The 11,572-nt window shown below is 70.5% G+C and carries 15 protein-coding genes; 7 read left to right on the top strand and 8 right to left on the bottom strand.

All coding sequences use genetic code 11. From position 1 onward, the window contains the following. Nucleotides 1-72: 72 nt before the first annotated feature. The 4 genes from kdpC to ITJ50_RS17760 are packed head-to-tail and all read right to left on the bottom strand — an operon-like array spanning nt 73 to nt 4,539. A complete protein-coding gene (kdpC, locus tag ITJ50_RS04000) occupies nt 73-672 on the bottom strand; it encodes a K(+)-transporting ATPase subunit C (protein WP_017887943.1) in 600 nt (199 codons plus the stop codon). Nucleotides 673-674: 2 nt separating this feature from the next. Continuing rightward, nucleotides 675-2,771, bottom strand: coding sequence for a potassium-transporting ATPase subunit KdpB (gene kdpB / locus ITJ50_RS03995; protein WP_071250081.1), 2,097 nt, complete (start codon nt 2,769-2,771; stop codon nt 675-677). Next, the gene (gene kdpA / locus ITJ50_RS03990) at nt 2,768-4,450 is read right to left on the bottom strand and encodes a potassium-transporting ATPase subunit KdpA (protein WP_194589966.1); all 1,683 of its coding nucleotides are present in this window, start codon (nt 4,448-4,450) and stop codon (nt 2,768-2,770) included. Before kdpA ends, kdpB begins: the two co-directional genes overlap by 4 nt. Continuing rightward, nucleotides 4,450-4,539 carry a potassium-transporting ATPase subunit F gene (locus ITJ50_RS17760; protein ID WP_017887940.1) on the bottom strand — a complete coding sequence of 30 codons (90 nt, stop codon included), beginning with the start codon at nt 4,537-4,539 and terminating at the stop codon, nt 4,450-4,452. Before ITJ50_RS17760 ends, kdpA begins: the two co-directional genes overlap by 1 nt. A 345-nt stretch (nt 4,540-4,884) precedes the next feature. Between ITJ50_RS17760 and ITJ50_RS17275 the strand changes: the two genes are divergently transcribed. Next, a complete protein-coding gene (locus ITJ50_RS17275; RefSeq protein WP_228500774.1) occupies nt 4,885-5,223 on the top strand; it encodes a hypothetical protein in 339 nt (112 codons plus the stop codon). Then, nucleotides 5,198-5,731: an Abi family protein gene (locus ITJ50_RS17270; protein ID WP_259494608.1), complete on the top strand. Its 534-nt coding sequence runs from the start codon at nt 5,198-5,200 to the stop codon at nt 5,729-5,731. Before ITJ50_RS17275 ends, ITJ50_RS17270 begins: the two co-directional genes overlap by 26 nt. On the opposite strand, the gene ITJ50_RS03975 is transcribed toward ITJ50_RS17270, so the two are convergent. Then, nucleotides 5,732-6,688: a helix-turn-helix transcriptional regulator gene (locus tag ITJ50_RS03975; RefSeq protein WP_194589965.1), complete on the bottom strand. Its 957-nt coding sequence runs from the start codon at nt 6,686-6,688 to the stop codon at nt 5,732-5,734. 62 nt (nt 6,689-6,750) lie between these two features. Between ITJ50_RS03975 and ITJ50_RS03970 the strand changes: the two genes are divergently transcribed. Further along, nucleotides 6,751-7,170 (top strand): VOC family protein, encoded by a 420-nt coding sequence (locus ITJ50_RS03970; RefSeq protein WP_017887937.1) that lies wholly within the window; start codon nt 6,751-6,753, stop codon nt 7,168-7,170. Nucleotides 7,171-7,266: 96 nt separating this feature from the next. Then, nucleotides 7,267-7,800 (top strand): hypothetical protein, encoded by a 534-nt coding sequence (locus ITJ50_RS03965; protein WP_017887936.1) that lies wholly within the window; start codon nt 7,267-7,269, stop codon nt 7,798-7,800. A gap of 13 nt (nt 7,801-7,813) precedes the next feature. On the opposite strand, the gene ITJ50_RS03960 is transcribed toward ITJ50_RS03965, so the two are convergent. After that, nucleotides 7,814-8,626, bottom strand: a complete 813-nt coding sequence (locus ITJ50_RS03960; protein ID WP_194589964.1) for a putative RNA methyltransferase — start codon at nt 8,624-8,626, stop codon at nt 7,814-7,816. Between the two features lie 67 nt (nt 8,627-8,693). On the opposite strand from ITJ50_RS03960, the gene ITJ50_RS03955 reads away from it, so the two are divergent. The 3 genes from ITJ50_RS03955 to ITJ50_RS03945 are packed head-to-tail and all read left to right on the top strand — an operon-like array spanning nt 8,694 to nt 10,869. Then, the gene (locus ITJ50_RS03955) at nt 8,694-9,314 is read left to right on the top strand and encodes a CG0192-related protein (RefSeq protein ID WP_194589963.1); all 621 of its coding nucleotides are present in this window, start codon (nt 8,694-8,696) and stop codon (nt 9,312-9,314) included. A gap of 51 nt (nt 9,315-9,365) precedes the next feature. Continuing rightward, a complete protein-coding gene (locus ITJ50_RS03950) occupies nt 9,366-10,304 on the top strand; it encodes an aldo/keto reductase (protein WP_156155279.1) in 939 nt (312 codons plus the stop codon). Between the two features lie 37 nt (nt 10,305-10,341). Beyond that, entirely contained in the window at nt 10,342-10,869 is a 528-nt protein-coding gene (locus ITJ50_RS03945; RefSeq protein WP_194589962.1) for a GNAT family N-acetyltransferase, read from the top strand. A 167-nt stretch (nt 10,870-11,036) separates the two neighbouring features. Here ITJ50_RS03945 and ITJ50_RS03940 read toward each other — a convergent pair whose 3' ends face one another. Together ITJ50_RS03940 and ITJ50_RS03935 are read right to left on the bottom strand one after the other, a co-directional pair. Continuing rightward, nucleotides 11,037-11,249: a hypothetical protein gene (locus ITJ50_RS03940; RefSeq protein WP_139179591.1), complete on the bottom strand. Its 213-nt coding sequence runs from the start codon at nt 11,247-11,249 to the stop codon at nt 11,037-11,039. Nucleotides 11,250-11,313: 64 nt separating this feature from the next. Further along, a complete protein-coding gene (locus ITJ50_RS03935) occupies nt 11,314-11,544 on the bottom strand; it encodes a hypothetical protein (RefSeq protein ID WP_194589961.1) in 231 nt (76 codons plus the stop codon). Nucleotides 11,545-11,572 lie beyond the last annotated feature (28 nt).

Below are 11,572 nucleotides of genomic sequence, written 5' to 3'. Positions count from 1 at the left end.
TCACCTGTCGCACCGCGGTCTGCGAGTGTTCGACGCGCGAGCACCGGTGTCTTGCGGAGGGGTCGCCCACGCTCAGGACGCCTTCGCCAGCGCCAGGTTCAGCGCGAGCACGTTCACCACGGGCTCACCGAGGAACCCGAGCTGCCGCGACTCGGTGTGCGACTGCACGAGCTGCCGCACGGTGGCGACGGACAACCCCCGTGCCGATGCCACGCGCGCCACCTGCTGGCGTGCGTACTCCGGGCTGATGTCCGGGTCGAGCCCCGAGCCCGAGGCGGTCACGGCGTCGGCCGGCACCTGTGCGGCGGGGACCCCGTCGGCCTTCGCCAGGGCGGTACGACGCTCCTCGACGGCCTTGAGCAGGTCGGCGTTGTTCGGCCCGAGGTTCGAGCCGGAGGACGCCCCCGCGTCGTAGCCGTCCCCGGCGGCGGACGGCCGCGACTGGAACCAGCGGTCGGCCTGCTTGCCGGTGAACGACTGCCCGATCAACGAGGAACCGACGACCTTGCCGGACGAGTCCGTGACCATCGAGCCGTTGGCCTGGTCGTGGAACGCCGCCTGCCCGACGCCCCAGACGGCGAGCGGGTACCCGACGCCGAGGACGACGGTGGCGACGAGGGTGAGGCGGATCGCCACACCGGCGGAACGGAAGGTGGAACGTGCAGATGCCATGACTAGAACCCCGGGATGAGACCGACCACGAGGTCGATCAGTTTGATGCCGATGAAGGGGACGACCACGCCGCCCAGCCCGTAGACGAGCAGGTTGCGGCCGAGGATCGACGACGCTGCGGCTGCGCGGTACTTGACGCCACGCAGGGACAGCGGGATGAGCGCCACGATGACGAGCGCGTTGAAGACGACCGCCGACAGGATCGCGGACGACGGGCTGTGCAGCCCCATGATGTTGAGCGCCGCGAGGCCCGGGAACGCGGCCTGGAACATCGCCGGGATGATCGCGAAGTACTTCGCGACGTCGTTGGCGATGGAGAAGGTGGTCAGGGCACCGCGGGTGATGAGCAGCTGCTTGCCGATGCGGACGACGTCGATGAGCTTGGTCGGGTCGGAGTCGAGGTCGACCATGTTGCCCGCCTCCTTCGCCGCCGTCGTACCGGTGTTCATCGCGACGCCGACGTCCGCCTGGGCCAGGGCCGGGGCGTCGTTGGTGCCGTCACCGGTCATGGCGACGAGGTTGCCGCCCTCCTGCTCGCGCTTGATGTAGGCGAGCTTGTCCTCCGGGGTGGCCTCGGCCAGGAAGTCGTCGACGCCGGCCTCGTGGGCGATGGCCGCCGCGGTGCGGGGGTTGTCACCGGTGATCATCACCGTGCGGATGCCCATCGACCGGAGCTCGGCGAACCGTGATGCCATGCCGTCCTTGACGACGTCCTTCAGGTGCACGACGCCGAGCAGCGTGACCGCACCGGTCGACGACCGACGGCCGACGACGAGCGGCGTGCCGCCCTGGTCGGAGATCTCCGCGACGGTCGCGTCGATGGCCGAAACAACACCGGCTTCGGTGGTGTCCGCCCATGCGAGCACAGCCGCAGCGGCACCCTTCCGGATCTGCGATCCGTCGGGCAGGTCGAGACCGGACATGCGCGTCTGCGCCGTGAACGGCACCTCGACGGCCCCGTCCGGCAGGCCCACGGCGGCGCCGTCCTCGCGCGCCAGGTCGACGATCGAGCGTCCTTCCGGGGTGCTGTCCGCGGCACTCGACAGCGCTGCGGCTTCGAGCAGGTCGGCGGTCGTCACGCCCGGCACGGGCACCACGCGGGATGCCCGGCGGTTGCCGTAGGTGATCGTGCCGGTCTTGTCGAGCAGCAGCGTCGTGATGTCACCGGCGGCCTCGACCGCGCGGCCCGACATCGCGAGCACGTTGTGCTGCACGAGTCGGTCCATGCCGGCGATGCCGATCGCGGAGAGCAGGGCCCCGATGGTGGTCGGGATGAGGCAGACGAGCAGGGCGATGAGCACCGGCACGCTGACCGTCGCACCGACGAGCCCCGCGATGGGCTGCATCGTCAGGCAGACGATCACGAAGACGATCGACAGCGAGGCGAGCAGGATGTTCAGCGCGATCTCGTTCGGCGTCTTCTGCCGTGCCGCACCCTCGACCAGACGGATCATCCGGTCGATGAAGGTCTCGCCCGGGGTCGAGGTGATGCGCACCACGATCCGGTCGGACAGCACGCGGGTGCCGCCGGTGACGGCGCTGCGGTCGCCGCCGGACTCGCGGATGACCGGTGCCGACTCACCCGTGACGGCCGACTCGTCGACCGACGCGATGCCGTCGATGACGTCACCGTCGCCCGGGATGACCTCGCCCGCGACGACCAGGACCACGTCGCCCTTGGCCAGGTCGACGGAAGCGACCTCCTCGGTCGCGTTGCCGGTCGCGGCCGCGTCGGACGTCGCGTACCCGAGCACCCGGCGGGCACTCGTGGTCGAGCGGGTCTTCCGCAGGGTGTCGGCCTGGGCCTTGCCGCGGCCCTCGGCCACCGACTCCGCCAGGTTGGCGAAGACGACGGTGAGCCAGAGCCAGACGGCGATGGCGATCGTGAAGGCGGACGGCTCGACGACGGCGGCTGCCGTCGTCAGCGCCGCGCCGACCTCGACGATGAACATGACGGGGTTCCGCCACATGAGTCGCGGATCGAGTTTCCGCAGGGCGCCCGGGAGGCCCGCCACCAGCTGGCGGGGTCCGAATGCGGACGAGCGGATGGCCGGCCTGGAGGCGGTGGTCGCCTCGTGCTCGGAGGTCACGGTGGTCATGACAGTCCTTCTGCGAGCGGACCCAGTGCGAGCACCGGGAAGTAGGTGAGTGCGGTGACGATGACGGCGACGCCGCCGAGCAGCACGATGAAGAGCGGGCGATGGGTGGGCAGCGTGCCGGCGGTCTCCGGCACCCGGTCCTGCGCCGCGAGGGACCCGGCGAGCGCCAGGACGAACACCATCGGCACGAAGCGGCCGAGCAGCATCACGACGCCGAGCGAGGAGTTCATCCACGTGGTGTTCGCGGTGAGTCCGCCGAAGGCCGAGCCGTTGTTGTTCGCGCCCGAGGTGAAGGCGTAGAGCAGCTCGGTCAGCCCGTGGTTGCCGGGGTTGAAGATCGACGTCCCGAGCACCTGTTCGCGGACCCCGGGGATCACGAGCGAGAGCCCGGTGGCCAGGAGCACGAGCGTCGGCGTGACGAGGATGTACAGCGCCGCGAAGGTCATCTCCTTGGCGCGGATCTTCTTGCCGAGGTACTCCGGGGTTCGGCCGACGAGCAGGCCGCCGATGAACACCGTGATGACGGCGAGCACGAGCATGCCGTACAGGCCGGAGCCGACGCCGCCGGGGGTGACCTCGCCGAGCATCATGTTGACGAGCGCCATCATCCCGCCGATCGGGGTGTAGCTGTCGTGCATCGCGTTGACGGCGCCGGTGGACGTCGAGGTGGTCGCGGTCGAGAAGAGCGTCGAACCGAGGATGCCGAAGCGGCTCTCCTTGCCCTCCATCGCGGCCCCGGCGGCGTGTGTGGCGATCCCGCCGCCGCCGAGCTCGGCGATCGACATGACCGACAGCGAGACGAGGAAGATCGCGCTCATCACGGCGAGGATCGCGTAGCCCTGGCGGTCGTCCCCGACGAGCCGCCCGAACGTGCGCGGGAGCGAGAACGGGATGACGAGCATGAGGAAGATCTCGACGAGGTTCGTCCACGCCTGCGGGTTCTCGAACGGGTGCGCCGAGTTCGCGTTGAAGTAGCCGCCACCGTTCGTGCCGAGTTCCTTGATCGCCTCCTGCGAGGCGACGAGCCCGCCGGGGATGTGCTGCGTGCCACCGATGAGCGTGGTGACGTCGGTGCCGCTCCCCCACGACTGGACGACCCCGCCGGCGACGAGCACGATCGCGAAGACGAACGCCCCGGGCAGCAGCAGCCGGCCCAGCCCGCGGACGATGTCCACCCACACGTTGCCGAGGGTGCCGGACTTGCGACGGGCGAACCCGCGCACCAGCGCCACGGCGACCGCCAGGCCGACGGCTGCGGACAGGAAGTTCTGCACCGCGAGGCCGGCCATCTGCACGGTGTAGCCGAGGGTGACCTCGGGCGAGTACGACTGCCAGTTCGTGTTCGACACGAACGACGCCGCGGTGTTGAACGCAAGCGAGGGTCCGACACCGGGCAGTCCGAGGTCGCCGGGCAGGACGACCTGGATGCGCTGCAGCAGGTAGACGAGCAGGAGCCCGGCGACGCTGAAGAGCAGCACCCCGCGCAGGTACACGGGCCAGGACTGCTCGGCGTCCGGATCGACGCCGATCAGCCGGTAGACCCCGCGCTCGACCCGGTTGTGCCGGACGGGTGTGAAGACCTTCGCCATCCAGTCGCCGAGCGGGCGGTACGCGACGACGAGCAGCAGGACGAGGGTGGCGACCTGGGCGATGCCCGCCCAGAGGTCCGCGGCGCCCACTAGAAGCGCTCCGGACGCACGAGCGCCCAGACGAGGTACACGACAGCGGCGATGCCGAGGACGGCGGCCGCGATGGTGATGCCGATCACAGCCGTTCCACCCCCTTGGCGATCAGTGCCACCACGCCGAACACGGCGAGGACACCGGCGACGACGAACACGTCGAACACGAGGGACTCCAGAAGGTCTGCGGTGTCCGCGCCGGGTGACGCGGACCGGCACCACTTGTGGTGCCGAACCGATGCTGGATCCTGCGCCGGGCCTCCAGTCCGCTCCTAACGGATCCCTGACGCCGCCCTGGCGGACGCATGCACGCTCCTAACGCCTGTGGAGAGCGCTCGATCCCGTGACGCGGATCCTGGTAGGGTTTCAGCATCACGATCGGCCCGCTCGCCTCACGGCTCGGGCCGATTTTCTTGTCTCGGGGGGGGGCGCATGGAGTACGTGAAACCGTGGCTCTCGATCGGTGAGCAGATCGAGAAGCTGGCTTCCAAGGGAGTCCGCATCGGTGATCGGGGCGTCGCGGGATCGGTACTGCGCGAAGTCGGCTACTACCGCCTCACCGGATACCTCTATCCCTTCCGTGAATCGTCATCGGTCACCGATGAGGTCGGCCGCCGACACGGCGAGGTCCACGACCGGTACCGAGCAGGGACGGAGTTCGCAGCAGCCGGACACCGGAGCGTTCACTGCACCTCGGCCCGACCCACCGGATGGCTCCAGCGCACACACGGCGTGGCTGCAGCGAGTGCGAGACCGACAGGATTCCTCTGACGAACAGTTCGTCGCACACTTCCGAACCGAGTACGACGACCGGATGCCCATCTGGGCACTCACCGAAATCCTCGAACTGGGACACCTCGCTCGGCTGTACGGCGGTCTCCGGAACGACGTCGCCACCCGGATCGCCCGAGAGTTCGGCGTCCCGACCAAGAAGACGATGCTGAGCTGGCTCGCCTCGGTCAACTACGTCCGGAACGTCGCAGCACACCATGCGCGTCTGTTCAACCGGAAGTTGGTCGTGGTCCCGAAACGGCCGAGGTCCGGTGCGGTACCGCTCCTCGCACATCTCTCGGGAACCGATGCCCCGAAGCAGTTCGGTGCCTACAACACCTTGGCGGTGATGGCCTACCTGCTCAGGTCGGTCCCGTCCGACCACGACTGGGCCGAGCGCGTGGCCGCTCTCCTCGGGGCCTTCCCGAGCAACGAACACCTCGATCTCTCGTCGATGGGTGTCGGCGGCGGTTGGCTGGACCACGCGCTCTGGACAGGTCCCCACTGATCACGCTGGGCGACGCGTGCCGGCCGTGCGCAACCGGTCAGCGAGGTCTGCCACGGCCTCGACGAGCTCCTCCGGCCCCTCGACCCGGATCGGCACGGCCAGCCCGGCGACGACTCCGGCGAGCCCGTCCCACGACCACGACCCGAGGGTGACGCGGGCCCGGTCGCCCTCGAGCTGCTCGACCACGGCGTCCTCGGGCAGGTACGGCGCGATCCGCCGCGCATCGTCCGCCGTCGTGGTCACCGAACCGGTGCACGGCCACACGTCGTCGACCGCCGACCCCTTGAACCGCGCGGACACGAACGCGGCCGCATCGCCACCGGGGATCGGACGTGGCGTGAAGGGGACGCGGGTGCGCATCCGCGGCGTGATCCGGTCGATGCGGTGCGTGCGCCATTCGTCGCGGGCGGCATCCCAGTCGAGCAGGTACCAGCGACCGTTCCGGGCGACGACGGCGTGCGGTTCCACCCGGTGGGGGGTCTCGTCGTCGCCGTACCCGAAGCGGAAGACCTCCTGCAGGTGGACGGCCTCGCTCACCGCCACCAGGACCTCCGGGTCGGTGGTGGTCCGGCTCGTCGCGGTCACGGCCTGCACCGCGTCGACCCGGGACCGCAGTCGCGCGGGCATCACCTGCCGGACGGTCGCCAGGGCGCGGGCCGCCGACTCGGCGACGTCCGCCCCCGATGCCGGTGCCACGGCGAGCGCCAGGGCGATCGCCACCGCCTGGTCGTCGTCGAAGAGCAGCGGGGGCAGGTCGGAGCCGGCCTCGAGCCGGTAGCCGCCGGCCGGTCCGCGGAGCGCCTCGACCCGGTACCCGAGCCCACGGAGTCGATCGACGTCGCGGCGGACCGTACGGGGACTGACCTCGAGCCGCCCGGCCAGCTCGTCCCCCGGCCAGTCGCGGTGCACCTGGAGCAGGGAGAGCAGCGTGAGCATCCGTGCGGAGGGTCCGGCCATGGCGTCCATCTTCGTCCGAGAAGCGGACAGGATCTGACCGCATTGCCCGAGATCCTCGTCCCATGAGCATCGAAACGACAACCCACCTCAACTTCGACGGCGACGCCCGCGCGGCGCTCGACTTCTACGCATCGGTCTTCGGCGGCGAGGTCACCGCCGCCACCTACGGCCAGATGGGCGCCCTGGACGACCCGGACTGGGCGGACCGCATCGTCTTCGGGCAGGTCTCCACGGCCGCCGGCTTCCGCGTCATGGCCTTCGACGTCTGGCCCGGGCAGCCCTACGACCAGGGATCGAACGCCTTCTACGTGTTCGTGCACGGCGACGACACGGCCGAGATCGAGCGGTACTGGGCGGCACTGTCCGAGGGCGCCGAAGTACGGCAGCCCCTGGAACCCTCGGCCTGGGCACCGTTGGCCGGGCAGCTGCGCGACCGCTTCGGCGTGGTCTGGCAGCTCGACGTCGCGGCCCCGACCGAGTGACGCGGCGGTGCGGCCCGGATGGTCCCGCCCCGCACCGACGCTCGGACGTTTGTGAACCACTTCCCCACGGAATCCAGCCGCCGATAGCGTGCTGGCATGCCCGAGTTCCGCCCGATGCCCGGTTACGAGCTCGGCCACGGATGGGTGGCCGCCCGCCGACGCCGCTCCCGGTTCGGCAGCGTGTGGCGCTGGATCGGGCCGCCGGTCGCACTCGTCGCCGTCGTCGCTGCCGCGCTGCTGTTCCACTGGTACGCGGGCGTGGCCGACCAGGTCGAGTGGGAGTGCGCGGTGTCCACCTGCGGCACGAGCGACCCGCGGTCCTTCGCGCCGGAGGGGTGCTGGGCGCTCCTCGTGCTCGCCGGTCTCGGCACCGTCCGGGTCCCCGGGCGGTGGTGGTGGACGGGCGCGCTCCTGCTCGGGTTCGCGCTCGTCGCCGCGTGGTCGATCGACTGGTGGCGGATGCCCGGCATCGACCTCGGGCTGTTCGTGACGCCGATCGGAGCCGGGAGCCTGGGCGTCGTCCTCCTGCTCGCCCGGATCGGGATGGCCGTCGACCGTGTGCGCGGGCGAGCCCACACCGCCCGTCGGCGGGCCGAACAGGACAGTCCGCGGGACGTGGGCGAGCGCTGACCCGGTCGGAGGATCAGCCCGAGCGGCTCCAGGTGCTGACCGTCACGGTCGCGGTCACGCTCGTCGGCGCGAACACCTGCTCCGCCGAGACGTGGTGGTGGCTCGGCCCCATGTGCACGACGTCGTGGACGTCCTCCGCCGACAGCTCCATGGACCACATCAGGTCCTCGGAAGACCGCAGCGCGAACGACGGCGTCAGGGAGTCGTGCAGTCGGCGCTCCTTCTCCGGGTCCACGCTGATCGTCGCCTCGGCGAGCTCCGCCAGGTGGCCGGTCCGCGGGGTCACCACCACGAGCACGCCGTCGGCGTGCAGGACGCGGGCGTACTCGGTCTGGTTGCGGGGTGCGAAGACGTCGAGCAGGACGGCGGCAGCGCCGTCGACGACCGGGAGGCGCTCGGTCACGTCACCGACGACGGCCCCCGCGCGCTCGTGGGCGCGTGCCGCACGCCGGATCGCGACGGCCGACAGGTCGAGCGCGACCCCGAGCCTCCCGTCCGCCGCGCGCAGCGCATGCGCCAGGTAGGTCCCCGGGCCGGAACCGACGTCGAGCACGATGCCGGGCGCGGTGGCGTCCGCGACGATTACGGCGAGCGCCCGCTCGACGGGCGCGTAGTGGCCGCGCCCCAGGAACCGCAGCCGCGCGTCCACCATCTCCGGGGTGTCCGCGGTGAGCGCACGCCGCTTCGCGGGCAGGAGCGTCAGGTGGCCCTGCTTCGCCTCGTCGAACCGGTGCCCGTTCGGGCAGCCGACCTGGCCGCCGTCGACGCGGCCGAGGGGCTCGGTGCACACGGGGCAGGCGAGCATCGGCAGCAGGTCGTCACGCACCGGCCCAGCGTACGGGCCTCGGTAGCCTGACCGGATGTCGCTGCCTGCGCGGCAGTACGGTCAGGACATGGCAGTCATCGAACAGGCAACGCTGCGTCCGTCCAAGGCCGAGGCGCTCGCCGCCTGGCTCCCCGACCAGACGTGGAGCGGCGTCGTCGCGGGAGCGCCGATCCGGGTCATCGGGCAGTTCCGGTTCGACGACCCCGCCGGCGAGGTCGGCGTCGAGGTCCTCCTCGTCCGCACCGACGGCGGCCGGGTCCTGCAGGCGCCACTGACCTACCGGGACGCACCACTGCCCGGCGCCGATGCGTTCCTGGTCACCGAGATGGACCACTCCGTGCTCGGGCGACGGTGGGTGTACGACGCCGTGGGCGATCCCGTCCACGCCGACGTCCTGCGCCGGGCGATCATCACCGGCGGGCACGAAGCCTCGCTCGAGATGGCCAACGGCGCCGGGCAGCGGCCGAAGGACGCCTGGGCCAGCGGGAGCGGCTCCGAACCCGACTCCCCCAGCGTCACCTCGGTGCGAGCGACCACTGCGGACGCCCTGACGTCGATCGCGACCGACCACGGCACGATCGTCGTCGCTCGGGTCGTCGGTACGGCCCTGCCCGAGGGCGAGACGCTGACCGGGACGTGGACGGACGGCTCCGAGGTGCTCGCCGTCCTGCTGCCCGAACACGCCTGAGGTACTGGCAGGGCCTGCCTGCACCGGGGACCGGCTGGCAGGATCGACGTCGTGAAGACACTGGAGTTGCCACAGACGGACCTCACCGCCTCCGACGTCGTCGTCGGACTGATGCGGATCAACGACATGAGCGACGAGGACATCCGTTCGCTCTACAGCGCCTCGCGTGACGCGGGCGTGAACATGTTCGACCACGCCGCCGTCTACGGCGAGTGGCACGGCTGCGAGGAGCGGTTCGGCGCCGCTGTCACGCTGACGCCCGCGGAACGCGCCGAGATCGTGCTGCAGACCAAGGTCGGCATCCGTCCGACGCCGAAGGGCGCGTACTTCGACTTCTCGTACGAGCACATCCTCGAGTCCGTGCACGAGTCGCTCGAGGCACTGCGGACCGAGTACGTCGACGTCCTGCTCCTGCACCGCCCCGACGCCCTGGTCGAGCCGGAAGAGGTCGCGAAGGCCTTCGACGAGCTGCACGCCGCCGGCAAGGTGCACCACTTCGGCGTCTCGAACCACACCCCCGGCCAGGTCGACCTGCTGCGGAAGCACGTGCGCCAGCCGCTCGCGTTCAACCAGGTGCAGCTGAGCATCACGCACGCCAACGTGATCTCGCAGGGCCTGACCGCGAACATGGGTGGCCTCGACCAGTCGATCTCCCGCGACAACGACATCCTCAACCACTCGCGCATCAACGACATCACGCTGCAGGCATGGTCGCCGTTCCAGAAGGGCTTCTTCGACGGTGTCTTCCTGGGCGACCGTGAGCAGTACGCCGAGCTGAACGACGTGCTCCAGGAGATCGCCGCCCAACACGGGGTCACCCCGACCGGCATCGCGGTCGCGTGGATCACCCGCCACCCCGCGCACTTCCAGGTCGTCCTCGGCACCACGAACCCGCAGCGTGTGCGGGACTCGGCAGCAGGCTCGGACGTCGAGCTGTCGCGCGAGGAGTGGTACCGGATCTTCACCGCGGCCGGACACACCGTTCCCTGAACCGGGACCGCCCGGTCAGGTCGGGCAGGGTGGGATCGTGCTCAACGACCTCGCCCTGCCTGTCCGCCTGACCACACGCTCCGGCGAGGTGACGCTGCGGGACGCGGTGGACGAGGACCTCGATGCGCTCATGGCACTGTTGTCCGACGACCCGATCAGCGCCGCACGTGGTGACGTCGCCGCGCCGGAGGACCGCCCGCAGTACGCCGACGCACTCCGGTCGATCGTGGACGACCCGGCAAACGCGCTGCTCGTCGCCGAGGACGCCGACGGACGACTCGTCGGGACTCTGCAGCTCACCCGGATCCCCGGGATGGCTCGTCGTGGTGCCACCCGGCTGCTCGTCGAGGCGGTGCGGGTCAGCAGTGCGCTGCGCTCCGGCGGCATCGGGAGTGCCCTGATGCGCTGGGTGACCGACGTCGCAGCGCCGGAGCTCGGGACCCCGCTCGTGCAGCTCACGTCGGACGCTGCACGGACCGATGCGCACCGGTTCTACGAGCGTCTCGGCTTCACCGGCTCGCACGTCGGGTTCAAGTACCGGGTCTCCGACCCTTCGGCGCGCTGACGTTCTTTCCCAGAACGCGTGCGATGCAAGGTGCTTTCGGGCGTACCTGGTCGAAATTTCCGACCAGGTATGCGCGATTCGACCAGGTATGCGCGATTCGACCAGGTATGCGCGATTCGACCAGGTATGCCCGATTCGACCAGGTACGCCCGATTCGACCAGGCGCGCTAGTCGTCGGAGGCGGAACCAGCAGACCTCGGCGTCGGAACGTTCACGTCGACCGGGGACACCCCGGCGGGATCGGCGGAGGCACCACCCACGACGTCGAACGAGATCCCGAGCATCGCCGGGTCCTCGTCGAGTTCGAGCCCGTCCTGACGGACCTGGTCCTCCGGGATTGCACGGCCACCGGACGGGTCCCACGAGTTCGCGATCGACATGCGCACGAGCATGCCCGAGCCGCTTGGCAATCGCCCACGAATCCCCGGAAGACCCCCGGAACGGTCAGAGGTCGTCCGGGTGCAGCCGTTCGCCGGCGTGCGGACGCCGGAACACCCGGCCGCCACCGGCCTCGTCCTCGTCGTGGTGGCTGACGGGCGAGACGCTCGGGTCAGCGGAGTCGTCGCCGACGTCGGCGCCGCGGTCCTCCTCCATCTCGAGTTCGGACTCGTCACTGCCGTCCACGGGGATGGACCGGCCCTGCTGTTCGGGATCGAACGGTGCGCTCATCGACATGGTGGGAGCATGCTCCCGCTCGGTGCAC

Source organism: Curtobacterium sp. VKM Ac-2889 (genome assembly GCF_015350855.1).
GTDB classification, from domain to species: Bacteria; Actinomycetota; Actinomycetes; order Actinomycetales; family Microbacteriaceae; genus Curtobacterium; species Curtobacterium poinsettiae.
This window is presented reverse-complemented; position numbering and strand designations above follow the sequence as displayed.

Coding starts and splice junctions, on each gene's coding strand:
- kdpB (WP_071250081.1), bottom strand. CDS start 2,771: ATGACCACCGTGACCTCCGAGCACGAGGCGACCACCGCCTCCAGGCCG.
- ITJ50_RS03975 (WP_194589965.1), bottom strand. CDS start 6,688: ATGGCCGGACCCTCCGCACGGATGCTCACGCTGCTCTCCCTGCTCCAG.
- ITJ50_RS03940 (WP_139179591.1), bottom strand. CDS start 11,249: ATGTCGATCGCGAACTCGTGGGACCCGTCCGGTGGCCGTGCAATCCCG.
- ITJ50_RS17275 (WP_228500774.1), top strand. CDS start 4,885: ATGGAGTACGTGAAACCGTGGCTCTCGATCGGTGAGCAGATCGAGAAG.
- ITJ50_RS03935 (WP_194589961.1), bottom strand. CDS start 11,544: ATGTCGATGAGCGCACCGTTCGATCCCGAACAGCAGGGCCGGTCCATC.
- kdpC (WP_017887943.1), bottom strand. CDS start 672: ATGGCATCTGCACGTTCCACCTTCCGTTCCGCCGGTGTGGCGATCCGC.
- ITJ50_RS03965 (WP_017887936.1), top strand. CDS start 7,267: ATGCCCGAGTTCCGCCCGATGCCCGGTTACGAGCTCGGCCACGGATGG.
- ITJ50_RS03955 (WP_194589963.1), top strand. CDS start 8,694: ATGGCAGTCATCGAACAGGCAACGCTGCGTCCGTCCAAGGCCGAGGCG.
- ITJ50_RS03970 (WP_017887937.1), top strand. CDS start 6,751: ATGAGCATCGAAACGACAACCCACCTCAACTTCGACGGCGACGCCCGC.